The 24,401-nt window shown below is 68.5% G+C and carries 17 protein-coding genes; 9 read left to right on the top strand and 8 right to left on the bottom strand.

Annotation, left to right across the window (positions count from 1 at the left end; all coding sequences use genetic code 11):
• The first annotated feature begins 42 nt into the window (after positions 1–42).
• Both AC3ANJ_RS05750 and murQ read left to right on the top strand, forming a co-directional pair.
• Positions 43–933, top strand: a complete 891-nt coding sequence (locus tag AC3ANJ_RS05750; protein WP_488318643.1) for a BadF/BadG/BcrA/BcrD ATPase family protein — start codon at positions 43–45, stop codon at positions 931–933.
• The gene (gene murQ, locus AC3ANJ_RS05755; RefSeq protein WP_488318644.1) at positions 923–1,858 is read left to right on the top strand and encodes an N-acetylmuramic acid 6-phosphate etherase; all 936 of its coding nucleotides are present in this window, start codon (positions 923–925) and stop codon (positions 1,856–1,858) included. Before AC3ANJ_RS05750 ends, murQ begins: the two co-directional genes overlap by 11 nt.
• 11 nt (positions 1,859–1,869) lie before the next feature.
• On the opposite strand, the gene AC3ANJ_RS05760 is transcribed toward murQ, so the two are convergent.
• Genes AC3ANJ_RS05760 through AC3ANJ_RS05770 form a run of 3 tightly spaced genes read right to left on the bottom strand, consistent with a single transcriptional unit; the run spans position 1,870 to position 5,079 of the window.
• Positions 1,870–3,213 carry a Gfo/Idh/MocA family protein gene (locus AC3ANJ_RS05760; RefSeq protein ID WP_488318645.1) on the bottom strand — a complete coding sequence of 448 codons (1,344 nt, stop codon included), beginning with the start codon at positions 3,211–3,213 and terminating at the stop codon, positions 1,870–1,872.
• 32 nt (positions 3,214–3,245) lie between these two features.
• Positions 3,246–4,148, bottom strand: coding sequence for a carbohydrate ABC transporter permease (locus AC3ANJ_RS05765; protein ID WP_488318646.1), 903 nt, complete (start codon positions 4,146–4,148; stop codon positions 3,246–3,248).
• On the bottom strand, positions 4,138–5,079 hold the full coding sequence (locus AC3ANJ_RS05770) for a carbohydrate ABC transporter permease (protein ID WP_406246101.1): 942 nt from the start codon (positions 5,077–5,079) through the stop codon (positions 4,138–4,140). Before AC3ANJ_RS05770 ends, AC3ANJ_RS05765 begins: the two co-directional genes overlap by 11 nt.
• Positions 5,080–5,341: 262 nt before the next feature.
• Here AC3ANJ_RS05770 and AC3ANJ_RS05775 point away from each other — a divergent pair, with 262 nt between their 5' ends.
• Positions 5,342–6,667, top strand: coding sequence for an ABC transporter substrate-binding protein (locus tag AC3ANJ_RS05775; RefSeq protein WP_488318647.1), 1,326 nt, complete (start codon positions 5,342–5,344; stop codon positions 6,665–6,667).
• A 22-nt stretch (positions 6,668–6,689) separates the two neighbouring features.
• Positions 6,690–8,330: an MGH1-like glycoside hydrolase domain-containing protein gene (locus tag AC3ANJ_RS05780; RefSeq protein ID WP_488318648.1), complete on the top strand. Its 1,641-nt coding sequence runs from the start codon at positions 6,690–6,692 to the stop codon at positions 8,328–8,330.
• 18 nt (positions 8,331–8,348) lie between these two features.
• Here AC3ANJ_RS05780 and AC3ANJ_RS05785 read toward each other — a convergent pair whose 3' ends face one another.
• The gene (locus tag AC3ANJ_RS05785) at positions 8,349–9,254 is read right to left on the bottom strand and encodes a glycoside hydrolase family 43 protein (protein ID WP_488318649.1); all 906 of its coding nucleotides are present in this window, start codon (positions 9,252–9,254) and stop codon (positions 8,349–8,351) included.
• On the bottom strand, positions 9,242–10,243 hold the full coding sequence (locus tag AC3ANJ_RS05790; protein ID WP_488318650.1) for a LacI family DNA-binding transcriptional regulator: 1,002 nt from the start codon (positions 10,241–10,243) through the stop codon (positions 9,242–9,244). Before AC3ANJ_RS05790 ends, AC3ANJ_RS05785 begins: the two co-directional genes overlap by 13 nt.
• Before the next feature lie 137 nt (positions 10,244–10,380).
• Here AC3ANJ_RS05790 and AC3ANJ_RS05795 point away from each other — a divergent pair, with 137 nt between their 5' ends.
• Positions 10,381–11,442, top strand: coding sequence for a winged helix DNA-binding domain-containing protein (locus AC3ANJ_RS05795; protein ID WP_488318651.1), 1,062 nt, complete (start codon positions 10,381–10,383; stop codon positions 11,440–11,442).
• Between the two features lie 12 nt (positions 11,443–11,454).
• Here AC3ANJ_RS05795 and AC3ANJ_RS05800 read toward each other — a convergent pair whose 3' ends face one another.
• Positions 11,455–12,105 carry an HAD-IA family hydrolase gene (locus tag AC3ANJ_RS05800; RefSeq protein ID WP_488318652.1) on the bottom strand — a complete coding sequence of 217 codons (651 nt, stop codon included), beginning with the start codon at positions 12,103–12,105 and terminating at the stop codon, positions 11,455–11,457.
• A 20-nt stretch (positions 12,106–12,125) separates the two neighbouring features.
• A complete protein-coding gene (locus AC3ANJ_RS05805) occupies positions 12,126–13,568 on the bottom strand; it encodes a helix-turn-helix domain-containing protein (protein ID WP_406246090.1) in 1,443 nt (480 codons plus the stop codon).
• A 109-nt stretch (positions 13,569–13,677) separates the two neighbouring features.
• Here AC3ANJ_RS05805 and AC3ANJ_RS05810 point away from each other — a divergent pair, with 109 nt between their 5' ends.
• Entirely contained in the window at positions 13,678–15,543 is a 1,866-nt protein-coding gene (locus AC3ANJ_RS05810) for a phosphoenolpyruvate carboxykinase (GTP) (RefSeq protein ID WP_406246088.1), read from the top strand.
• Positions 15,544–15,637: 94 nt separating this feature from the next.
• On the opposite strand, the gene AC3ANJ_RS05815 is transcribed toward AC3ANJ_RS05810, so the two are convergent.
• Positions 15,638–17,527: an ABC transporter ATP-binding protein gene (locus AC3ANJ_RS05815; RefSeq protein WP_488318653.1), complete on the bottom strand. Its 1,890-nt coding sequence runs from the start codon at positions 17,525–17,527 to the stop codon at positions 15,638–15,640.
• Between the two features lie 206 nt (positions 17,528–17,733).
• On the opposite strand from AC3ANJ_RS05815, the gene AC3ANJ_RS05820 reads away from it, so the two are divergent.
• Genes AC3ANJ_RS05820 through AC3ANJ_RS05830 form a run of 3 tightly spaced genes read left to right on the top strand, consistent with a single transcriptional unit; the run spans position 17,734 to position 24,396 of the window.
• A complete protein-coding gene (locus AC3ANJ_RS05820) occupies positions 17,734–18,150 on the top strand; it encodes a hypothetical protein (protein ID WP_488318654.1) in 417 nt (138 codons plus the stop codon).
• Complete coding sequence (locus tag AC3ANJ_RS05825; protein WP_488318655.1) at positions 18,147–20,948, top strand: vWA domain-containing protein; 2,802 nt, start codon at positions 18,147–18,149, stop codon at positions 20,946–20,948. The genes AC3ANJ_RS05820 and AC3ANJ_RS05825 overlap by 4 nt, the downstream gene beginning before the upstream one ends.
• A gap of 34 nt (positions 20,949–20,982) precedes the next feature.
• Entirely contained in the window at positions 20,983–24,396 is a 3,414-nt protein-coding gene (locus AC3ANJ_RS05830) for a tubulin-like doman-containing protein (RefSeq protein ID WP_488318656.1), read from the top strand.
• Positions 24,397–24,401 lie beyond the last annotated feature (5 nt).

The raw sequence follows: 24,401 nt of genomic DNA on the forward strand, positions 1-24,401 counted from the left end.
AAGTTCGTTACACCTCTGTCAAGGGAAATGTAGACTATTTTCATGCGCACAGCGGCCATCGACCTCGGCAAGACACGGTGTCGACTCGTCATCACGGACGCGTCGACGCCGCTCCGCCTCGACGGCGACGGCGCCCCTGGGCTCGCCGCGCCCGGCGGAGTGGATGCCGCGCTGGCAGCGATCCTGCCGCTGCTGGAGGCCGCCGGCGGCACTGTCGACGCCCTCGGCGTGGGCGCTGCAGGCGCCTGGGCCGCACCGGTTGCCGCTCAGCGCCTCGCCGGCGAGCTCGCTGCCCGCGTTGCGGCGCCGGTGCTCGTCGCCTCGGACGTCGTCACCGCCCACGCCGGAGCGCTCGGCGGCGGCGCAGGAGTGCTGCTCGTCGCCGGCACCGGGGCGGCCGCTCTCGGGGTGGACGAGGACGGCGTGCGCCTGGTCGACGGCTGGGGGCCGGAACTCGGTGATCTCGGCAGCGGCTCATGGCTCGGCCGCGAAGGCATCCGTGCAGTCCTGCAGGCGGACGCCGGACTCGGATCGGCCACCGTCCTCGCCGACGCGTTGCGGGCGCACATCGCCCCCGACACGGACGTGCACTCCTGGCTGGCCGGTCCCACGCCCATCGCGCGCCGCCTGGCGACCTTCGCGCCGATGGTCCTGGATGCCGCGGAGAGCGAGGATCCCGTCGCACGCGGCATCGCCGGCGACGCGGTGCGGCTGCTCACGGCATCCGCTGCCGCGGCATCCTCATCGACGACCGACGTCGCCCTCCACGGCGGGCTCACCGAGCATGCCTGGTTCCGCGAGGCCCTCGAATCGGCCCTCTCCGCCGCCGCCCGGACGATCGTCCCGGCGCGGGGCGACGCCCTCGACGGCGCGCTGCTGCTGGCGGCGCGCACCGATCTGCCCCACGAAAGGTATCTGCACCGTGCTGGATGACTCCTCCCGTTTCGCCGCGCTGCTCGCCGAGCTGTCCGGACTGACCACCGAGGCGCAGACCGCCGACCGCGGCGATCTCGATCTGCTCGACACGATCGACCTCGTGCGCGCCATGAACACCGAGGATCGTCGCGTGCCGGAGGCCGTGGCCGCTCAAGGCGAGCAGATCGCGCTCGCGGTCGACGGCATCACCGAGCGCTTCCGTCGCGGAGGACGGCTGATCTACATCGGAGCGGGCACCGCGGGGCGCATCGGCGTCCTGGACGCCAGTGAATGCCCGCCGACGTTCGGCACCGACCCGTCGATGGTCGTCGGCGTGATCGCCGGCGGCGAGCAGGCCATCCGATCCGCTGTCGAGGATGCCGAGGACGATGAGGAGGCGGCGATCGCCGATCTCGAGCGTCTGTCGCTGGCGCCGGGGGACACCGTCGTCGGGATCTCGGCATCCGGACGGACGCCGTACGTCGTGAGCGGACTCGTGCACGCGCGTGAGGTCGGCGCGCTGACCGTGGCGATCGCGGCGAACGCCGACTCCGCGATCGGCGCGGCCGCGGAGATCGCGATCGAGGTCGTCACCGGACCGGAATTCATCTCCGGCTCGACGAGACTGAAGTCGGGCACCGCGCAGAAGCTCGTCGTGAACATGCTCACCACGCTCTCGATGATCAAGCTCGGCAAGACCTATCGCGGTGTCATGGTCGACCTGCAGGCGACGAACGAGAAGCTGCGCGTGCGCAGCGTCCGGACGGTGGCGCAGCTGGCCGGCGTCGGGATCGAGGAGGCCGCGGAGGCTCTCGGCCTGGCCGACGGCTCGGTCAAGCTCGCCCTGCTGCTGCTGGCGACCGGAGCGGATGCCTCGGCTGCTGCTCACGCGCTGGCCGAGGCGGGCGGCATACTGCGGGACGCGATCAGCGCTCTGAGCTGAGCGAAACGCTGTCAGCGCCGAGCGACCGCCTCCTGCGCATCCCCCAGGTCCAACTCGCTGATGCTGACTGCCTGCCCGGTCTCCAGAGACCGATTGCCCGCGAGCCCCACCACCATGCTGCGCACCCCGTCGGTCCAGTCCGCGGTTCGACCGAGCGGATCGTCATCGCCACCCACGAACACGTCGCGCAGCAGCATGGCATCCCCTCCGCCGTGCCCGCCGCTGCCGCCGGGGATCGGCACCTCGCGCGCCGTGGAGAAGTGCTGCTGCACGACCAGGCGCTCGGAGACCGGGCGTGCCAGGTCGTCGGCGATGAGATCGGGACGCGCGCTCGGATCGACGACCGTCCTGCCCTCCTCGTCCACCAGTACGGATCCGCGCTCGACGACCGTCAGCTCTGCGCGCCCTCGGGTCCCGTTGACGGCGACCGCGTATCCCTCCCACGGTGCGTGAGCGTTCAGTGAGTACGACATGGTGCTTCCGCGCGCGTAGTCCACGACCAGGGAGAGATTGTCCTCGATGGTGATCCCCTCATCGAAGACATCTCGATCGCGCAGGTAGCCGTCGAGATGCTCCTGTTCCAGATAGAGACCGCGCCAGACGTCGTCCGTGCGCAGATCGAGGCTGAAGCGGTCCCGCAGCGGGGGATCGGTCGTGCCGCGAACTGGTCTCGGCCCGACGCCGAGCCGGGGGGCGTTTTCGGCTCCGTAGAACCGCAGGCCGCCAGAGGCGAACACGCGGGTCGGTGTGTCGTCTATCCACCAGTTCACGAGATCGAAGTGATGACTGGCCTTGTGGATCAGCAGGCCGCCTGACTGCGACTTGTCCCTATGCCAGCGGCGGAAGTAGTCCGCACCATGGCCGGTGTCCAGCACCCATTCGAAATGAACGCTGGTGACCTCGCCGATCTCTCCGGAGGAGATCAGCTGCTTCAGAGCGCTGTTGCGCGGCGAGTACCGGTAGTTGAACGTGAGGGTCACGTTCTTCCCGGTTCGTTCGACGGCATCGGTGATCTGCCGGACGCCATCTTCGGTCGTCGTCAGCGGCTTCTCCACGACGACGTCCGCGCCGGCATCCACCGCGCGGACGATCAGATCCGCGTGCGTGGAGTCCGGGGACGTGATGATGACCCTGTCGATGTCGAGTTCGCGGGTGACCGAAGCAAGCTCAGCCGGTTCGAACCGTCGTGGGGCACCGAGCGCGGGGTGGCGGTTCAGAGACCAATCGATGCGCCCCGGGTTCGTGTCGGAGACCGCCACGAGTTCGCCCGCGTCCGCGTGGGCCCCTGCCAGAGCCTCCAGGTACATCTGTGCTCTTGACCCCGTGCCGATCAGCGCGTATCGCACTCTGCCCATTCCTGATCCCTCCGATGAATCGATCGCGGCGTTCATTTGATGCCGCTGGTCGCGGCGCCCTTGATGAGGAACCGCTGCCCGAACAAGAAGACGAGGAAGAGCGGCACGAGCGACACCACGCTCATCGCGAACATCGAGCCGTAGTCCGAACTGGACTGCGCATCCAGGAATCCCTTGAGGGCCAGGGAAGCAGGGAAGAGCTCTGGCAGCCGCAGATAGATCAGCGGGCCGAAGAAGTCGCCCCAGGTCCAGATGAAGGTGAAGATCGCGGTCGTGGCCAGCGCCGGGACGATCAGCGGCAGTGTGATCTGGAAGTAGCTGCGCGCGTGACCTGCGCCATCGATGCGCGCGGCCTCGAACAGCTCCTTGGGCAGGCCGCGGATGAACTGGACCATCAGGAAGACGAAGAAGGCCTCGGTGGCCAGGAACTTCGGAGCGATCAGCGGCAGGAACGTGTTCAGCCAGCCCAGTTCCTTGTAGATGATGAACTGCGGCACGAGCAGCACCTGGAAGGGCAGCATGATCGAGCCGAGCATGAGCGCGAAGGCGAGGTTGCGGAATCGGAACCGCATCCGTGCGAACGCGTATGCGGCCAACGAGCAGGACAGCAGATTGCCCAGGATCGCCCCGAACGCGATGATCGCGGAGTTGAGCAGGAACAGCCCGAACGGGTGCTGCAGATCGTTCCAGCCGTTGACGTAGTTCTCCGCGGTGAGGTTCGTGGTGAAGATGCTCAGGTCGCGGAAGATCTCGTCATTCGGCTTGAAGCTGGAGGCGACGAGCCAGATGAGCGGATACACCATGACGATGCACAGGAGCACAAGCACGATGTGCTTGAAAACGGAGCCCCACGGTGCGCTGCGCTGTCCTGGGCGCCGACGGCGCACGGGTGCGGCGTCGGCGGGGCGGATGAGGGTCTCGGTTTCAGTCGTCATAGAACACCCAGTACTTGGAGAGCCAGAAATTGAAGGCGGTGAACGCGGCGATCACGACCAGGAGGAACCAGGCCATCGCCGACGCGTAGCCCATGTCGAGTTCGGTGAAGGCCTCCTTGTACAGCAGGAGGGTGAAGAACATCGTGGAGTCGCTGGGTCCGCCGGTTCCCCCTGAGACCACGTATGCCTGGGTGAACGATTGGAAGGCGAAGATCAGCTGCAGCACCAGGTTGAAGAAGATGACCGGGGTCAACAGCGGGAACGTGATCGAGCGGAACTGCCGGATCCGACCGGCTCCATCCATGGACGCGGCCTCGTAGTACATCGCCGGGATCTGGCGGAGCCCAGCCAGAAAGATGACGAGAGGGGAGCCGAACGTCCAGACGTTCAGCACGATGAGCGTGCCGAGTGCGAAATCCGGATGCCCGATCCATCCAGGGCCGTCGATGCCGAACCACGCGAGGACGCCGTTCACCAGGCCGTCCTTGCCGAACACCTGACGCCAGAGGATCGCGATCGCGACCGAACCGCCGAGCAGCGACGGGAGATAGAAGATCGAACGGTAGAACGGCAGCCCGCGCATCCCCTTGTCCAGCAGCACCGCGAGCGCGAGCGCGAGGATGAGCTGCAGCGGCACGCCGATGAGCACGTACTCGACGGTGACGCGGAACGAGTTCCAGAACCGTGCATCCGAGAACATCTGCACGAAGTTCTCGACGCCTGACCAGGACGGGGGCTGAAGCAGGTTGTAGTCGGTGAAGGACAGATACAGGGACGCCACGATCGGTCCGATGGTGAGTCCCAGCATCCCGATCAGCCACGGCAGCAGGAAGACCAGCGCCGCTCTGTTGTCGGGGAATTTCTCTCTGAAGCGCACGCCCTGCCCGCGTTTGACGCGGGTGATGGTGCGCAACTCGCCGAGACTGCTCATTCGACCTCCTTGTCCTGCGTGAGGCGCTTCAAGAGAAAGCGGTTTCACGACCAGGATGATTATTCACACCGACTGATCTGGAAGTCAAGTCCCGAATTCTCGGTGCCAGCGGCAACTCGATCGAAGATGGGCCGACCCTCGAGAAACTCGATCGTTGACAGCTTTGGTGGGCGATGCTAGTTTTCGAGAAAGCGGTTTCACCGCTGATCGGCCTTGACCCTTCCCTCCGGCGGACCACCCCCGCCCTATCGAAAGAGGCGCAATGACGCGTATCACCCGGTCTCGCACGACCGTACTGACCTTCGGATCCATCGCGGCGGTTTCCGCTCTTGCACTGAGCGGGTGCTCGGCAGACGCCGGAACGACGGGCAGCGGATTCGATCCCGAAGAGGAGATCGAACTCGAGATGTCCTGGTGGGGCGACGACGCTCGCGCGGCGCTCTTCGATGAGGTCATCACGATGTTCGAAGACGAATACCCGAATGTCAGCGTGACGCAGACGCCGGTCGGCTCGCCCGATGACCTGTTCAACCGTCTGGCCACGGACTTCGCCGGCGGGGGAGACACCGCGCCCGACGTGTTCGCGCTCGGCGGCGCCAAGCCGCAGGAGTACGGAGAGCTCGGTGCGCTCCTCGACCTCGCCACGGTCAGCGAAGTCCTCGACTATTCGCAGTATCCGGACTTCTCGCTCACCAACTCCATCGTCGACGACACCTTGTACGGCCTGCCGACTGGCGGAAACGCCACGGCCGCGTTCATCAACGTGGATGTGTTCGAGCAGGCCGGCGTGCCGCTGCCCGAGGAGGGCTGGACCTGGGACGACCTCGTCGAAGCGGCCAACACGATCGGCTCGGCCGGCCTCACGACCGCGGGCGGGCAGCCGATCTACGGCGTCGACATGCGCATCGCGGACATCATCGGCACCTACGCCGGCCAGGTCAGCGAGGTCGGCATGTACGACTGGGACGGTCAGCTCGGTGTGGATGCCGAGCAGATCGCCGGGCTCTACGAGATCGAGAAGGAGCTGTCGGATGGCGGCGGCATGCCCGACCCGTCGGTCGTGACATCCGGGGTCGCGCTCCCGCCGGACCAGCAACTGTTCACACTCGGCCAGGCTGCGATCACGTTCGGCTACAGCAACCTGATGAACGTCTACGGTGCGGCTGGCGATGATGTGCAGATCGCTCTGCCGCCCACCTCCACGGACACGACTGGTGTCGCGCTGCTGCCGTCGGCGTTCTGGTCGATCAACGCCGCGACGAAGCATCCGGAGGCCGCAGCACTGCTCGTGGACTGGTTCCTCAACGAGCCGGCGGCCGCGGAACTGATCCTGGACACGCGCGGCGTGCCCTTCAACCCCGACACGCTCGCTGTCGTCGCGCCTCTTCTGGAGGGACCGAGCCAGGTCGCCGCCGAGTACGTCGATGTGGTCCTCGAAAGCGGGGTGGTCGCCCCACCGCAGCCGGCCGGCGGGTCGATCATGAACGAGCTGTCCCAGCGCATGGAAGCGGACGTTCTCTTCGATCGGGCGACGCCGCAGCAGGCGGGCGAGCAGTGGGTCGCCGAACTCGGTGCGGCACTGGAATGACCTCGGCCTCGGGGAGACGGCGATGACGGCTCGTGACGCCGCGCTGCAGAGAATGCGCGTGAGCGATCCGGTCTCACGAGCCGGAATCGCCGGAACCGCGCTGGCCGAGGGCGTCGGAGCGGCAGGGATCCGCTTCGCCGCCATCGGAGGACCGCTGGAGGAGCGGTGGCACGCAGCGCTGACGGAACTCGCTGCCTGCATCGGCCCGGGATCGGACGGCCGGGACGTGCTCCGTGAGGGAGGCGGCTACCCTGGTGCCTGGATCGAGAGCACCGGATCCATCAGCGCCGACGTCGTGCGACGGTGGGCGCCTCGTGTCGCGACGAACTCCGTGGTCGCCTTCGCCGAGCATCAGCGCGAAGACGGCCTGCTGCCCTACAAGATCACTGCCGACGGACCGGCCTTCAGCCAGATTCAGATCGTGACGCCGTTCGCCCGCGTCGTGTGGCGTCACTATCTCGCGACGGGCCGTGATCGTGGGTTCCTGCGCACGATGTACGAGGCGATGGTGCGCAACGACGACTGGCTCGCGCGTTATCGCGACACCCGTGGCACCGGAGCCGTCGAGGCCTTCTGCACGTACGACACCGGTCACGATCTGTCGCCCCGATTCTGGTTCGCTCCCGAGCGTGCGTACCGATCCGACGCACGCCACTGCGATCCGCAGTCGCCGACGCTGCCGTACATCGCCCCGGACCTGACGGCCAATGTCGCCTGCCAGCGCGCGTATCTCGCGCAGATCGCCGAGGAGCTCGGCGAAGACCCCGGGCCATGGCGGAACGCGGCGCGTCGGAGTCTGGATGCACTGTGGGCGCAGTGCTTCGACGACGAGGACGGCTTCTTCTACGACCTCGATCGGCACGCTCGCCGCGTTCGGATCCAGTCCGATGTCCTGCTCAGAGTGCTGGCCTGCGAAGTCGGGGACGAGGAGTTCTTCGTCGAATGCCTTCGCCGTTATCTGCTGAACACGAGGAAGTTCCTGGCGCACTACGGATTCACCTCGATCGCGATGGATGATCCTCGTTTCGACCATGACGCGACACGGAACTCCTGGGGTGGCCCGGTGAACTTCCTCGCGCTGTTGCGCGCGTCGGACGCTTTCGAGCATCACGGTCATCCCGCGGAGCTCGCGCTCGCCGCCCAGCCGGTGCTGGCCGCTCTCGCGGTCGCCGACCGCTTCCCACAGTGCCTGGATCCGTGGTCGGGTGACGCCGGCTTCGCTGAGGGATACTCTCCGTCGATCCTGTGGCTTCTCGACGCCGTCGAGCGATGGTTCGGCATCCTTCCCTCTCCGGACGGCGATGTCTGGTTCTCTGGGCTGTCGCCGACTCGTATCGGCCACGATGCAGCCGCATCGGCCGTGGCAGTGTCGCGAAGGACCGCCGCCGGCGCCTGGGAGCTGACCGCGGACGACGAGCGCGTCGAGGTGTATCGGGACGGAGCCGCCGCGTTCTCCTTTCCCCGTGGATGGCGTGTGATGACCGACGAGGACGGGGTCGTGCGCGGTGTGGTGAACCTCGCATCCGCCCCGGTCGCAGGCGACCTCATGAACGGCGGCCGTGCTCTCGCACTCGAGCTGGCGCCGAACGAGCGCGTCGAACTCGACGGATACACGATCGCCGCGCACCGTCGCATGAGCTTCGTGCCGCCCGCGTTCGATTGACCACCGGCGGTGCGGGGCTCAGTCCCGCAGGCGCAGACCGTCCGGTGTCTCTTCGAGCGGAAAGAAGTGCGCGCGCTCGTGCGGTGTCCGATTCGGCGAATGCAGCGCGAGAAGCAGTGCCCCATCGGCAGCGGTGAAGATCATGCCGTGGCCGCCATCGGCGGGCCAGAGAGGTTCGGGCGACTGCGACCACGGCCCGAAGATGTCCCCCGTGGCGGACGTGGCGACGCCCAGGGCGTACCCGACATCGCCGAAGCTCGACCACAGCATCAGCAGACGACCATCTGCGGTGCGGTGCAGCGACGGTCCATCGGTGACGTGCACCGACGGGAACTCCGGCCGCGGAATCGACCTCGACCACGAAGCCTCGGAGGCGCGGAACAGCATGACCGGATCGCTGACGGCCTCGCGGAGGTCACCGCTCAAGGCGACCGCGAGGATCTCACCGTCGCCGATGTCCTTCCACTCGCGGCAGAAGACGAGATACGGGATGCCGTTCTCCACGTGCAGTGTCCCGTCCAGGCACTCCCATGCGGGCGGCGTGAGGGGTCCATCGGACCAGGGCAGAAACGGCCCTTGTGGATGTTCGGAGCGGAGCACCTGCGTGCCACGACGATGGCCTGGAGCCGTGAACGTCGCGAACAAATAGTAGGCGTCGAGATGCCGGTGCACCTCGGGAGCCCAGTACTGGGTGCGCGACCAGAAGTCGGCGTCGGGCCGGAATGCGGCGACGGGTCCCGACCAGTTCACCAGATCGGGGCTCCAATACGTGTCGAACCCGACGGCGGGCCCATCCCAGATGTTCGGATCGGTGCTGCCGTACAGCCAATAGCCGTCCGGAACGCGCAGCACGAACGGATCGCGAATCTGGATCTGTTCGAGGTGCACGGCCGCCGGGCTCTCGTCCGGTGTCAACGGGGGCATGGTCCGGTCGATTCGCGAAGTTCCAGCCGTGGCTGGAACTTCACGTCGTGATCGGGCGTTCCGCCCTCGATCAGGGTGCGCATCCGGTTCCACGCGAGGGTGCCGAGGGACTCGTGGGGAACGGATGCGGTCGTGAGCGCGGGAGTCATGAAGCGCGCGAACGGAATGTCGTCGAACCCCGTGATCGACATGTCCTCAGGCACCCGAACACCGCGCTTGGTCAACCCGTGCACGAGGCCGATGGCGACGAGATCGTTGAACGCCAGCACGGCTGTGGCACCGGTGGCGACGACGTCATCGACTGCTTCGAGCCCGGCCTGGCTGCTCGTGCCGCCTCGCACGCGTTCGAGCCGGAGTCCATCCACGTCCCGTTGGAGATCGCCGATTCCACGCAGTCTGTTCTCGTTCGCAGGTCCCTCCGGCCCCTCGACGTAGGCGAAACGGCGGTGGCCCAGCGCGTACAGGTGATGAGCCAGACGCTCGAACCCAGCACGCGAGTCGACGGTCAGCGTGGGGGCGGAGGACGCCGGGCTCGATCTGTTCAGGAGCACCACCGGTCCGAGCGTTGACGTGGCGTTCCCGAGCGCCTCCTCAGACATTCTCGGTGCGCACAGCACCAGCGCGTCGCATCGGTTCCTGACCTCCGCGGCGAGCTGCGGTTCGTCCTCAGCCGATTCAGCGGAGTCGGCGACGAGAACTCGATACCCGTCTTCGGCCGCTGCCTTGCTGAGGCTGGTCAGGACGGCCTGGAACGTCGGGTTCGCCAAATCGGGCACGAGGAAAGCGATCGCGTTCGTCTGGCCCATGGCGAAGCTGCGCGCCAGGTGATTGGGGGAGTAGTCCAGCTCCCTGGCCGCGGCGCGCACCCGATCCGCGATCTCCGGTTCCCCGAAGAATCGTCCGTTCATGACCCGCGACACCGTCGCCGGCGAGACGCCGGCTGCTTGCGCGACCGAGCTGATCGTCGTCGCACTCGACCGTCGCACCACTGCCGTGTCCTTCCCGACCGAGCCGCGAGTCGGGCGACGGTCCGTGTCCGGTCAGTGTATCGCTGAAACCGCTTTCTCCCGCGGTGCGGCTCCGTGTCGAGCGGTCGAGTGTCCCCGGCATCCGCGAAGATGTCACCGTGACCACGACCGCACAGCTGCGCACCGAGCGACTGCGCTCGCACCTGTTGACCGCCCCGGCGCCGAGTCTCGCCGAGGCCGCGAGCCACATGCTCGCGGTGCAGAGCCAGGAGTTCTGGGGTGGGCGCTGGGCTCTGGCCTCCCGTACACGAGGAGCACCGACGATCACACAGGTCGACGCGCTCTTCGATGACGGGACGCTCGTACGGGCGTGGACGCAGCGCGGCACGCTGCACATCGTCCCGGCCCGCGACTTCGGGTGGATGCTGCAGGTGACCGCTGCGCGTCAGCTGCAGTCCGCTGCACCTCGGTATCGCGAACTCGGCCTCGACATCGAGGTGCTGGCCGGCGTCGAGCGCGCCGTGCGAGCGGCGCTGCGCGGCGGCAACGCGCTGACCCGCGCCGAATTGTTCGAGGTCCTCTCCCGTGTCGGCGTCGACCCGGCAGGGCAGCGCGGAGCGCACGCCGTCGGCCACCTGGCGATGCGCGGCATCATCTGCCAGGGGCCGGTCGTCGCGCGAGCCGATGGCGTCAGCCGGGAGCAGCGCTTCGTGCTGGTGGAGGAGCACATCCCCGACGCTCACGCACCGGCCGACCCCGCGGCCGAACTGTTCGCGCGGTACATCGACGGTCATGGGCCGGCGACGGTCGCGGACTTCGCGTGGTGGTCCGGGCTCACCCTCACGGCATCACGGGCGGCGGCCGCCGCCGCAGCCGATCGGGTGGATGAGATCGACGACGGCGTGTTCCAGGCGCCGACACGTCCACGACGCCGCGCCGTCCCAGACGTCCAAGCGCTCGCCTCGTTCGAGGAGTACTACATCTCCTATGCCGACCGCTCGATCGCAGGTCCCGCCGAGCGCTTCGCCGAAGTCGGCCCGGGCAAGAACGGCATGGTCCGGCCGATCCTGCTGGCCGAGGGACAGATCGTCGGCACGTGGCGGCAGTCGACGGCGCTCGGACGGCACACCGAGCATCCGACGGTCGAGCTCCTGGACGATATCCCCGAACAGGAGGTATTGGCAGCGCTCGGCCGCTACGCGTCGTTCGTCAGCGGATGATCCGCCGCTCGGTCAGCCGATCTGCACGGCGAAGCCCTCGCCCGCTGCGGTGATCCGCACGGCGGTCAGATCGTCGACGTGATGCGTCGGATCGAACGACGGGGCGTGCGGTCCGACCCCGATCACGGTCATGCCGGCATCCAGACCCGCGCGGATGCCCGCCGCCGAGTCCTCGAACACGATGCAGTCGGCGGGGTCGACGCCCAGTTCCGCGGCGCCCCGCAGGAACCCTTCGGGGTCCGGTTTGCTGCGGGACACGCTCTCGGCCGTGACGGCGAGCGAAGGAATGCTCAGGCCGGCGGCGCCCATGCGGGCGGTCATCAGGCGCACGTCGGCCGAGGTCACGATCGCGTGCGGGAAGGGTGCGAGGGCACGCAGGAAAGCGGCCGCACCCGGAATCTCGATGACGCCGTCCACGTCTTCGCTCTCCCGGAGCAGCATCTCCTGATTCTCGACCAGGTTCACGTCATGGTCGCGGTCCGGCAGCAGCAGCGCCATGCTCTGGTGCCCCTGTCGGCCGTGCACGGTGCGCAGCACGGTTTCGCGGTCGAGACCGTGCGGGCGGGCCCACTCCAGCCACAGCCGCTCGACCACCGCGGTCGAATCGACCAGCGTGCCGTCCATGTCGAGCAGAGCAGCGCGGGCATGCAGGGTGATCGTCATCCCTCCAGCGTACGGGCGGCTCACTCCGCCGCGTGACGCGCGAGGAACTCGTACACCTCGTTGTCGTCGACGCCGGGGAACGCGCCCCGAGGCAGCGGCGAGAACATGTGCGTGTGCACGCGAGCGCTCGGCCATGCCTTGCCGCTCCAGCGGTCGGCGACATCGCTCGCCGGGCGGCGGCAGCACGCCTCGTCCGGACAGGTGGACGCGGCGCGGTCCGGCGTCTCCCTGCCGCGCCACCAGCGCGCGTCGTCGAACGGCACGCCGACCGTGATCGAGAACTCGCCGTCGCTGGAGGAACCCGTCTGCGTCGCGCACCAGAACGTGCCTGACGGCGTGTCCGTGTACTGATGGTGCTCCGTGGTGCGGTTCTGCTGCGAGAACGCGGCCCTGGCCTGGAACTTGCGGCACACGCGCTGACCCTCGACGGCGCCGGTGACGTCCATCGGCAGCGGCAGATCGTCGTTCTCGTACACCCGGGCGATCGCCCCTGTCTCGTCGACGCGCAGGAAATGCAGCGGCATCCCGAGGTGCTCGGTGAGCAGATTCGTCATGCGCATGCCAGCCGCCTCATGCGTGACGCCGAACGCGTCGCGGAAGTCCTCGACGGCGAGGTTGCGGTCCTTGCGCGCCTGCTGGAGGAACGCGACGCCGGCCGTCTCGGGGATCAGGCAGCACGCGGCGAAGTAGTTGATCTCAAGCCGCTGCTGCAGGAAGTCCGCGTAGTCGGTCGGGGGAGTATGGCCGAGGAGCCGGTGGGCCATCGCCTGCAGCGCCATCGAACGCAGGCCGTGGCCGCCGGGGATCGACGCCGGCGGCAGGTAGATGCGACCGTTCTCGAGATCGGTGACCGAACGGGTCGAATGGGGCAGGTCGGCGACGTAGATCAGCTCGAAGCCGAGCTTCTCGGCCATGATGCTCACGGTGCGGTGGGTCAGGGCTCCGGCGACGTGCCCGGCCGAGCGCAGCTGCTTCTCGGCGAGCTTCTCGATGTCGCCGATGTAGTTGTTCTGCGCCCGCATGCGCAGGCGCAGCTCGGTGTTCGCGCGACGAGCCTCCTCCGGCGTCGCGATGGCCTCGCGCTCACGGCGCTGCAGCTCGCGGTGCAGACCGAGCAGGGACTCGATCGTCTCGTCCGACATGCCCTTGGTGACGCGGACGGGCGCGATGCCGAGCTGACGGAACACCGGACTCGCCTGGGCGTTCTCGAGCTCGATCTCCAGCGCTGCTCTGCGGTTCGGCGGCTCGCCCGAGATCAGGTCGGCGACCTCGGTGCCTGTGGCCTGCGCGATCGCCTGCAGCAGGGAGAGCTTGGGCTCGCGCTTGCCGTTCTCGATGAGACTCAGCTGCGAACCGGCGACCCCGACCATGGCGCCGAGCTCGTCCAGCGTGTAGCCGCTCGCGGTGCGATGGTGGCGGATGCGATGACCGAGAGTCGTGAGATGGATGCCGGAGCCGCTCATTCCTTGAGCATACCGAAAGAATCAAGATTCTTACATGCCAAAGCATCCGAAAGGCATGGAACAATCGGCGCAGGATTGTCATATCGACCTACTCTTCAAAGGAGCGGACATGGCCATCGCCGAGACCTTCACCCTTCGAACAGCCTCCGTCGCACCGGCGCGTGCGCTGGGTGCGGAGCCGACGTACGACACCCCGGGGATGGCGGAGCTGCGCGCGTGGGTGGAGGAGATCCGTGCTCTCACCCAGCCGGATGCCGTGCACTGGGTGGACGGATCGCGCGCCGAGAACGACGCGCTGCTGCGCGGTCTCGTCGACGAGGGCAAGCTCATCAAGCTCAACCCCGAGTGGCGCCCAGGTTCCTACCTCGCACGCTCGCACCCGAGCGATGTGGCGCGCACCGAGGGGCGCACCTTCATCGCCTCCGAGCGCGAGGAGGACGCCGGCCCCACGAACAACTGGGCCGAGCCCGGTGCCATGCGCACGAAGATGGACGTCCTGTTCGCCGGTTCCATGCGCGGACGCACCATGTACGTCGTGCCGTTCTCGATGGGCGCGGTGGGCGGCCCTCTCTCGCACATCGGCGTGCAGATCACCGACAGCGCGTACGCCGTGGCATCCATCGGCATCATGACCAGGGTCGGCGACGCCGTGACCCGCGAGATCGCCGGCGGAGCGCCGTGGGTGCGCACTGTGCACACCGTCGGCGCACCGCTGGCACCAGGCGAGCACGATGCCGAGTGGCCGTGCAACGACGAGAAGTACATCGTGCACTTCCCGGACACGCTCGAGGTGTACTCCTTCGGATCCGGCTACGGAGGCAACGCGATCCTCGCGAAGAAGTGCTTCGCCCTGCGAATCGCCTCGGTCATCGCCCGCGACGAGGGCTGGCTGGCCGAGCACATGCTGCTCATTCGGATCATCGACCCGAACGGCCGCCGGTTCCACGTCGCCGCTGCCTTCCCCTCGGCCTGCGGGAAGACGAACCTCGCCATGCTGCGTCCGACGATCCCGGGGTGGCGCGTCGAGACGATCGGCGACGACATCGCCTGGATCCGTCCCGGCGAGGACGGGCGTCTGTGGGCGATCAACCCCGAGGCCGGATTCTTCGGCGTCGCCCCCGGCACCGGCGAATCGACGAACGTGACCGCCGTCGAGACACTGTGGGGAAACACGATCTTCACGAACGTCGCGCTGCGCCCTGACGGCGACGTGTGGTGGGAGGGACTCACCGACACGGCGCCGCGCGACCTCATCGACTGGGAGGGCAACCCCTGGACGCCCGATTCGGGGCGCCCGGCGGCGCACCCGAACTCGCGCTTCACCGTGGCCGCATCGCAGTGCCCGCAGATCTCCGACGACTGGGAGGAAGCGGTCCCGCTGGACGTCATCCTCTTCGGCGGCCGACGGGCGTCCAACGTTCCGCTGGTCGTCGAGGCGACGGACTGGGCGCACGGCGTCTTCCTCGGCTCGACCATCTCGTCCGAGCGGACGGCCGCGGCCGAGGGCACGGTCGGCGAACTGCGCCGGGACCCGTTCGCGATGCTGCCGTTCTGCGGCTACAACATGGCGGACTACTTCGCGCACTGGCTCGACATCGGGCGCAGGCTCCGTTTCGACCGCGCACCGCGCATCTTCCAGGTGAACTGGTTCCGCCGCGGCGAGGACGGCCGGTTCCTGTGGCCCGGTTTCGGCGACAACTCGCGCGTGATCGATTGGATCATCCGCCGCATCGACGGTCAGGTGCCGGCCGTGGACAGCCCGGTTGGCCGGCTTCCGCAGACCTCTGACCTCAACCTCGACGGCTTGGACATCTCGAAAGCCGATCTCGACGAGCTCTTCCGGGTGGATGCCGAGGCCTGGCAGGCCGAGGCCGACGGCATCGAGGAGTTCTACGGCACGTTCGGAGACAAGCTCCCTGCCGCGCTGCGGGCCGAGCTCGCCTCGCTTCGCTACCGGCTCGCGCGCACGAGCTGAGCGCAGCGCACAGACCCGCGACGGCGGGGTGACGAGGACGAACCCATGGCTGAGTGGTCCCCGGCATCCTGCCGTCGCGTCATCCCCGGCGGGGTCAGGCGAGCAGCTGGTGGCGGGCGAGGTCACGGTACAGCGGGGTGGTCTCGATCAGCTCGGCGTGGGTGCCTCGACCGACGACCTCACCGTCCTGCAGCACGACGATGACGTCGCTGTCGATCACCGTGGCCAGCCGGTGCGCGATCACGACCAGCGTGCGATCGGTGGCGACGGCGTCGATCGCCTCCCGCATGCGCTGCTCGTTCACGCCGTCCAGCGATGAGGTCGACTCGTCGAGCAGCAGGATCGGCGCTTCCGTGAGCAGCGCCCTGGCGATCGCGAGCCGCTGACGCTCGCCACCGGAGAGCATCACGCCGTCTTCGCCGACCGGCGTCGCAAGACCGAGGGAACCGCGCTCGAGCACGTCGCCCAGGTTGACCGCGCGCAGCACCCGCTCGCAGTCGGCGTCGCTCGCTCCGGGTGAGGCGAGACGGAGATTGTCGGCGAGGGTGCCGGCGAGCGTCGGAGCGTCCTGCTCGACGTAACCGAAGTGCGCCCGCAGTTCGGCGCGCGGGTAGGTACGGATGTCGTGGCCACCGAGTCGGATCGAACCGCCGGTCGGGTCGTAGAAGCGCTCGATGAGCGAGAGGATCGTGGATTTGCCCGCACCGCTCGGACCCACCAGCGCCACGCGGGCGCCACGGGGGACCGAGAACGAGACGCCGCGCAGCACTTCGCCGTCACTGTCGGACGGCGCGGTCTCCTCCCCGTCGCGTTCCAGGTGCGCATCGACGAGGACGCTGTGCGCCTCGGTCGCTGCAGCCTTCCGCGCGGCGACGACGTCGGCCGGATACCGGAAGCGGACGTCGCGGAACTCCAGCGCCGGAGCGTTCGCGACGTCGGCGCTGCGGCCGACGCGCGCGGCCGTGTCGATGTCGGCGTCCGACTCCTGCGGCAGCTCGAGGACCTCCTGAATGCGCCCGAGCGCTCCGAGCGCCTGGTTGACCGATGTGATTGCGCCGAACGTCGAAGCCAGCGGCATCACGAGCATGAACAGGAACATGACGAACGTGATGAGGGCCGCGATCTCGATCGAGCCCGCCGCGACGCGGAATCCGCCGACGCCCAGCACGACCAGCAGCGAGAGCTGCAGCGCGATGCCGGCGATCGGCACGACGAGCGCGGAGACCTTGGCGATGCGCACGCCGAGGCCGTACGCCTCGCTCGCCAGCTCCGACACGGCTTCGGTTTCGCGTTCGGTGGCTCCGGACGCTCGTACCGTGCGGATCGAGCCGACGGCGCGCTCGACGCCGGAGGCGAGCTCGCCGACCTTGACCTGCTGAGCCGTCGACGCCTCGCGGATGCGTCCGCTGAGAGCGACGACCACGGCGACGGATGCTCCGATCACGACCACGATGAGCAGCAGAAGGATCGGGTCGATGACGAGCATCGCGATGAGGGCGCCGAGGAACAGGATGGCGTTGCCCACGGCATCCGCGAGGCCCTGCGTCAGCACCGCGTACAACAGCGTGGTGTCGGTGCCGATGCGGGAGACGAGGTCTCCGGTGCGCCGCGCATCGAACTCGCTGATCGGCAGATGCAGGATCCGCGCGATCAGCTTGCGCCTGGACGAGTACACGACGGCCGTGCCGGTGCGCTGGAGCAGATAGTGCTGGTAGCCGGAGATGATCGACGACAGGATCACGAAGCCGACCAGCAGCCAGATGAGCACGCCGAGCGCCTGCTCGGTCTGCACGGCCGTGATGACCTGACCGACCAGCAGCGGCTGCACGAGCGACGTCGCCGCGCCGAAGACGCTGAGCACCGCGACGACGATCAGGGTGCGCTTGTGCTCGAAGAGGAAGGGGAGGAGCTGGCGGAACGTGGCGCGCGGACCATCCTGCGGCGCGCCGCGACCGCGGCGGCGTGCGGGCGCCGTGCGGGACATGCGGGGACCTCGTTCTGAGAGAAGGGAGTACTACGACCGTACTTCCTGTCGGGCGGGCGACTGTGATCGGGAGCGCAGGTTCGCGGGGGAGAATCGCACGAGTCACGCTCCCAGGAGTCTTATAGGCAGAGTCGGAGGCCGTCGCTAATGTGTGGAGTACGGGGAAAGAACGCCGGGCGCCGCCCGCGTACGGGTGGAGGCACGCGATGACATCAGCGGTTCACGCGACTGCACGGCCGTCATCGCGCGCCGGTGCGGCTTCGCCGGTCCCGATGGCGATCGGACTCGGCGCGCTCGCCGTGAGCCTCGTCATCGCGATCATCGTGATCGCCGCGTTCAGCGCTCCGGTCGAACTGTTCCTCGGCATCCCGCTGCCGCTCGTGGTGGCAGAGCTCTGGTGGCTCAGCTTCCTCGGTTACCTGCTCACACCTCTCATCGTGATCGCCTGCTACGGGTGGGATGTGATCGGACAGCGGGCGGGTCTGCGCCGCAATGCGAACTTCACGATCAACGCCCGCTTCACCTCGATTCTGCGCTGGGCGCTGTGGCCGGCGGTCGTGATCGGGATCTGGCACATCCTGAATCTCGCCGTGCCGCTGTCCGAGGCCTGGGGGCTCTCATGACCAGGGTCTCGAGGCTCAAGGCCGCGGTCATCACCACGATCGTCGCGTTGCTGGCGTCCCTCGGCGCCGCGGGTTCGGCCGCTGCGGCGCCCGTGGAGACCGTCGCGCCCGTCGCGACGGCGGTCTCCGGCGGCGAGCTCTCGGAATCCGGCAACGCGGCCATCGCCGACCTGCGTGCCTGCCTCGCCTCGCAGAGCACCCTGAACGTGTACTACCTGATCGACTCGTCGACGTCGCTGCGCAGGGCGGACGGCGGCGGACCCGGCTCTGACCCCGACATGGTGCGGGCCGAGATCCTCGGCAACAGCCTGTCGCAACTCGGCGCGCTCGGCGACGACATCACGGTGAACTGGGGTGCGGGCTTCTTCGCGTCCGACTACTCGGCCGCGATCGGCTGGCAGGCCTACGACGACACCAGCTCCGACAAGCTGGCCGACACGATCAGGCAGAAGCGTCCTGAGGGCTATACGAACTGGCCGGATGCCCTCGCCGGCGCGCAGCGGCAGCTCGCCGACCAGCAGAGCACGGCACCGGGCTGCCAGATGCTCATCTGGCTCACGGACGGCGCACTGGACATCCAGGCCCCCGACGGTCAGCAGCAGGAGGACTTCGACGCGCTCAACGCGATGTGCGGCGCCGCGCTCAGCGACCGCGGTGCAGCCCCGTCCGGATACGGCGTCTTCAACTCGTTCCGCCAGTCCGGCGTGGTGGTCGTCGGTGCGCTGCTCGCGGTCGGAGCGGATGCCGCGGATGCCGCCGGCACGATGCAGACGCTCGTCGAAGGCGGAGCCCAGGGTGCCGACCCGGTCTGCGGACAGCAGCCGATGCCCGACACGTTCGTGCACGGCGCGTTCGTGAATGCGGACGGCCCTGATGCGCTGTCGCTGGTGTTCCTGCAGCTCGGCGCGCAGGTCGCCGGCGGCTTCCCGCAGCCATTCGATGAGGACGGCGGTTTCTGGATCGACGAGGGCGTCTCGCGCTTCCGCGTGATCGTGTCAGGGGACTGGACGCTGACCCCGCCGGAAGGGTCTGGACGATCACCCGTGACCGCCGAGACCGCAGGTGACGGCGTGGAGGTCACCGAGAGCGACGGTGCGAGCACGATCGAGGTCGCCGTCGACGACTCCGCCGAAGGCCGCTGGCAGCTGGAGGCGGCCGAGCGGACCTCGGCGTCGCTGTACCTCTTCAGCGACCTTCAGATCGAGTTCGACGACGTCAACGAGATCGAGATGTCGGCGGACGGGTCGTTCGCGGCCGCGCTCAACGCCACGGTGCGGGATGCCGAGGGCGAGGCCGTCGATCTCGGGCAATTCGGGGAGGCGGCGTTCACTGCGTCGTATCTCGAGAACGGCACGCGCACGGTCCTTCCCGACGCGAGCGTCGACCCGGAGACCGGTCGGATCACGATTCCGCTCCCCGCCGAGGTGAACGCCGCGACCATCGACGTCTCGGCATCCCTCGATCCGCTGCGGACGGAAGAGCACGACCTGGGCCTTGCTCCCGTGACGACGCAGAAGACCATCACGCTCACGCTCGGTGCGGAGTTCCCGCACGCCGTGACGAATCCGCCTGCGCGTCTCAGCGATCTCGAGGGCTCGGACGGCAGAGCCGAGGGCGTCATCACGATCGCCGGGCCGACCGAGGGCGGCGACGGGACGATCTGCGTCGCCGCGGACGCCGTGACGATCACGAGCGACGCCGGCGACCGCGCCGACGCGTGGCGCTGGAGCTTCTCCGGGCTGGACGAGAACGAGTGCGTCGTCGTCCCGGAGGACGGCGAGGTGCAGATCCCCGTCGCCGTGACGAACAAGATCGCCGCCGACAGCGACGTCGCCGCAGCCGTGCCGATCGCGTTCACCTCGGCGAACGGCGAGAGCGTCGAGCAGAATGTTCCTGTCGAGTTCCGTTCCACGCACCCGGTGAACACCGCGGCCGTGCTGCTGCTCGCGCTGGCGTTGCTGGCCGTCGGTCTGCTGCTGCCGCTGCTCGTGCTGTGGGTGCTCAACTGGCTCACGACGCGCATCGACGTCCCCAAGAGCACGCAGCGCGCGGCGTTCCCGATCGAGATCGGCCCGGCCGGCGCGCACATCACGGCGCCGAGCCAGGGCAGCGCCCTGTCGGACGCCTTCGCCTACCGCTCGCCGTCCGACGGCGAGCGGTCGATCACCGACCCCGTGCTCGGCACCCTGCGGGCGCGCGTGCCGTGGTTCCCGCTGCGCGCACCCTGGTACGAGGTCACCGCACCGGTGGGAACGGCTCTGGTCACCGCGCGAGCGGGCCGGATGGCGACAGGGTCCAAGGACTCCCGGCGTCGGCTGCGTTTCGCCAAGCTGCCGCTGGACCGCTTCTTCGGCATCGTGGTGCCGGAGTCCGAGCTGCGCCGAACCGCGCGCGGCGACGCCGTCGCCGGCACCGTCGTCCTCTACCACCGGGCATCGCCCAGCGATCAGGGTCAGCACGCGCAGCGTCTGGCCGAGATCACGGTCGACTCCACACTCGCCGAAGCGGTGAACCGCGCCCGCGCCGACCTCGTCGAGAGCGATCGGGAGAAGGCCTCGTCCGCGTCCGGCCGCCCCGCCGCACCTGCAGCGCGGCCAGCGACCATCACCCCGGCATCCGCACCGGCACCGGCACCGCGGCCTTCGTCCGAAGGCGGCGCACCTCCTCCGCTTCCCGGCCGCGCGCCGGGCGCGGCCACCCCACCCGCGCGCGGCGCCGGCTCGGCGCCATCGCCGCGCTCCGGCGGCCCCGGCACTCCGCCTCCTCCGCGACCAGGCACTCCGCCGCCGCGCCCCTGACAACCGAACCGATCGCGAAAGACAGAGAGACATCATGCTTCGTCCCTTCCTCATCATCGGCGTCGGCGGCTCAGGCGGAAAGACGCTGCGCGGCCTGAAGTACCAGCTCGAGCTCAAGCTGCAGCAGGCGGGCTGGAACGGCGGGATCCCCGCCGCCTGGCAGTTCCTCCACTTCGACACGCCGACCGTGCAGGACGGCGTCGACTACCCCGCTCCGTTCCTTCCGGCGCAGGAGTACAAGGGCCTGGTGTCGGCCGGGGCGAACTACGACACGGTCTACAAGACGATCGAGGGCGCTCACGCCACCAATCAGAGCGTGCACGCCGACATCGAGCGACAGCTTCCCGATCCTCGCCGCGTCAGGGTCGACGTGACGAAGGGCGCAGGACAGTTCCGCGCGGTCGGTCGAGCCGTCGCGCTGTCGTCGACCAGGGACATCGCCGTCGCCGCGCGCAACGCGATCGCCCGGCTGGGAGATGCCGCGGCTCTCGCCGAGCTGCAGACCCTGGGCCGCGCCCTGCGCGCCAGGGACGAGTCGGCCAACAGCAGTCCGACGGTCATCGTCGTCTCGTCCGTGGCCGGTGGCTCCGGTGCCGGTCAGTTCCTCGACATCATCGAGATCGTCAAGTCGACGGCGAAGCAGTACCCGTGGTCGAACGAGGTCTTCAGCATCTTGTACGCCCCTGACGTCTTCGATCAGCTCGGCGTCACCGCCGGCACGCCGGGGAACGCACTCGCCGCGATCGCCGAGACCATGAACGGCTTCTGGACCGACACCCCGTCGAACTCGACCATCGAACTGCTGCAGACGCAGGGCGTCGCTCCGTCGTATGGCGGGGCCCGCGACCGGGTGGGCGCCGCGTACCCGTTCATCGTCGGCCGCAGCAACTCCAAGGTGACCTTCGCCGATCAGAGCGAGGTCTACAACGCCGTGTCGGCGAGCCTCGCGGCATGGATCACCGACGACCGCGTGCAGGACAGCATCACGGCCTATGCGTCGGGCAACTGGCAGGCGCGCGTCGGCGCGAACGTCCTGCCGGACGCGACCGGTCTCATCAACTCGGCTCACCACTCGCCGGCGTTCTCGTCGATGGGATTCGGCCGCGTGACGCTGGGCCGAGAGAAGTTCTTCGAGTACTCCGCCGAGCGTCTGGCGCGGTCCGTCATCGACCGCATGCTGTACGCGCACACCGAGGCCGACCCGCTGTTCGCGCAGCGCACGGAGGCCGAGTGGATCTCGGTACGCGCCGATCAGGACTATCAGCTGTTCATCCGGGAACTGCGGCTCAACGAGGACACCGACGACCACAACGACGTCATCGACCGGCTGCGCCCCGCCGCCGAGCGCGCCGCGCTCGCGACCAAGCTCGGTCAGGACATCCAGCTGCGCCTGAACGACCCCAACCAGCTCGACAAGAACGGCGGGCTCGACCTCACGACCTGGAGTCAGCGCCTGCTCGCCGAGTGGTCGGTGCGCAAGCCCGAGCTGCTGCGCGTCGAGCAGAACCACCGGCAGGTGCTGCTGGACAACTGGGAGCGCGAGGCCCCGGGCGAGTTGCTGCGGGTCATCGCCGAGCACGTCGCGACCAACGGCCTGCCTGTCGTGACCGAGCTCCTCACCCGCCTCGACCGCACGCTCAAGAGCACCGTGGACGGCCTCGAGTCCGAGGCGCAGATGCACGAGGAATGGGTGCAGTCGCTGCCGTCGCTGGTCAGCGAGCAGCTGCAGAGCGCTCCGAACCAGCAGTCCATCCGCCCGGATCAGGATGCCGTCATCGGCGCCGTCGAGCGCATCCAGCAGGCGTTCGAATGGTCGGCGGAGGCACCGCTGCGTCGCAGCGCTGCCCAGCTGCTGAACGAGTTGCGACGCGAGTTCCTGAGCCCGCTGCGCGTGCACCTCGAGGGCGCATACAAAGAGCTGGCGCTGCGCGTCAAGGCGCGCAAGACCGCCGACGACCGCGACAACGACTACGACTTCTGGCCCAAGCGCGAGGACTCGACGGTCCCGCGGAAGTACACTCCGGCACCCAACGAGCGACTGCTCGTGGAGCAGGACGAGTACCCGCGGGAGTTCGAGAGCCTCATTCGATCCACGTTCTCCGAGGGGACGGGGCGGTTCGCCGACGGGATCCTCGACGCCGTGCGCGAGCTCATCGTCGGCGTTCCGGCTGTGTCGCGCAGCGAGGAGGACGCCGGCACCTGGTCGATGATCGACCAGGCCCGCACCTGGAAGCCTTCGGTCACCGCCGACCCCGAGGCGTCCCGGTCGCCGCAGAACCCGCGCTTCACGATGGCGACCACACCGGACGCCTACGTCGACCGCGCCCGGAAGTGGATGCGCCGCGAGGGCACCGCCTTCAACTCCTACGTCACCGAGGACCTGCGGAGCTTCTTCGACGAGTCCGAGCTGGCACCCGATGTGTTCGGTCGTCGACGGGAGAAGTTCCGCGAGCAGCTGCAGTCCGCGCTCGGCGCCAGCGAACCGCTCGTCAAGCTCAACCCGACGCTGCTGCGGCTCGTGCACGACAAGTCCGTCAACGAGGCCACCAGCCTGGTGTTCAGCTCGATCCCGTTCAAGGCCGGCACCGAGATGTACGCCGTCACCAAGCAGGTCCTCGGGGCGATGGGCTTCTGGAACGACGCGGTCTCCGACAGCTGGTTCCAGGACGCCAGAGTCGAGGGCATCGAGGTCTTCGCGATGAGCGGGTTCCCGTATCAGCCGATCGTGATGGACTCCGTGATGGAGCCGATCGCCCGTGACTGGCTGCGGCAGTCGAACTCGCAGGAGAGCCGTGAGGCCTTCTGGCGGTTCAAGCGCTCCCGCCTGCTCGGCGAGTCGATCCCGGCCGATCCGACCGTGATCAACGCGATGATCCGCGGCTGGTACGTCGCCAAGGCGCTGAAGTGGCTGACCGTCGACGGCGACGGCGGCGAGCGAGGGCCCGGACTTTCGCTGTGGGACCCGGAGACGCGTCGGAACGCCGCTTTCCCGCGGCCGCTGCTCGACACCCGGCGCACCCAGCCGTACGACTACCCGGGCGTGGTCATGCAGTCGCTGACGATCGCGCTGGCGCTGTGCAACACGCAGGAGTCGCTGGAGCCGCTGCGCCCGTACCAGATCCTCGCGTTCCTCGGCGGAGACGATCTCGAGATGTCCGACACGCTGGTGCGCTGGGTGCAGGAGGGTCGGCTCGCGCCGGATGCTCCGGTTCCGGATGCCGCGCGCGCAGGCGAGGCATCGGGCTCTCTCGCTCAGCGGCAGCAGGCCCTGCGCGACTACTTCGCCGGCGAGTACGCCAACTTCCGCTCTCAGGTGGGCGAGCACGACTTCTCGGTGTCGGTGTACGACTATCCGGTGAGCTGGGAGATCCGGCACCAGGTGGCATCCGCGCTGCAGAGCCTGTCGTCGGCGGTCATGGCGACGCGCGCCGTGGATACCGGGGTCTGACGTGG

Source organism: Microbacterium sp. STRO-1N, from assembly GCF_057748015.1.

Bases quoted from the DNA above. Each gene is read 5' to 3' on its own strand.
- AC3ANJ_RS05750 (WP_488318643.1), top strand. From the start codon at position 43: ATGCGCACAGCGGCCATCGACCTCGGCAAGACACGGTGTCGACTCGTC.
- AC3ANJ_RS05760 (WP_488318645.1), bottom strand. From the start codon at position 3,213: ATGGGCAGAGTGCGATACGCGCTGATCGGCACGGGGTCAAGAGCACAG.
- AC3ANJ_RS05765 (WP_488318646.1), bottom strand. From the start codon at position 4,148: ATGACGACTGAAACCGAGACCCTCATCCGCCCCGCCGACGCCGCACCC.
- AC3ANJ_RS05770 (WP_406246101.1), bottom strand. From the start codon at position 5,079: ATGAGCAGTCTCGGCGAGTTGCGCACCATCACCCGCGTCAAACGCGGG.
- AC3ANJ_RS05775 (WP_488318647.1), top strand. From the start codon at position 5,342: ATGACGCGTATCACCCGGTCTCGCACGACCGTACTGACCTTCGGATCC.
- AC3ANJ_RS05780 (WP_488318648.1), top strand. From the start codon at position 6,690: ATGACGGCTCGTGACGCCGCGCTGCAGAGAATGCGCGTGAGCGATCCG.
- AC3ANJ_RS05785 (WP_488318649.1), bottom strand. From the start codon at position 9,254: ATGCCCCCGTTGACACCGGACGAGAGCCCGGCGGCCGTGCACCTCGAA.
- AC3ANJ_RS05800 (WP_488318652.1), bottom strand. From the start codon at position 12,105: ATGACGATCACCCTGCATGCCCGCGCTGCTCTGCTCGACATGGACGGC.
- AC3ANJ_RS05805 (WP_406246090.1), bottom strand. From the start codon at position 13,568: ATGAGCGGCTCCGGCATCCATCTCACGACTCTCGGTCATCGCATCCGC.
- AC3ANJ_RS05810 (WP_406246088.1), top strand. From the start codon at position 13,678: ATGGCCATCGCCGAGACCTTCACCCTTCGAACAGCCTCCGTCGCACCG.
- AC3ANJ_RS05815 (WP_488318653.1), bottom strand. From the start codon at position 17,527: ATGTCCCGCACGGCGCCCGCACGCCGCCGCGGTCGCGGCGCGCCGCAG.
- AC3ANJ_RS05820 (WP_488318654.1), top strand. From the start codon at position 17,734: ATGACATCAGCGGTTCACGCGACTGCACGGCCGTCATCGCGCGCCGGT.
- AC3ANJ_RS05825 (WP_488318655.1), top strand. From the start codon at position 18,147: ATGACCAGGGTCTCGAGGCTCAAGGCCGCGGTCATCACCACGATCGTC.
- AC3ANJ_RS05830 (WP_488318656.1), top strand. From the start codon at position 20,983: ATGCTTCGTCCCTTCCTCATCATCGGCGTCGGCGGCTCAGGCGGAAAG.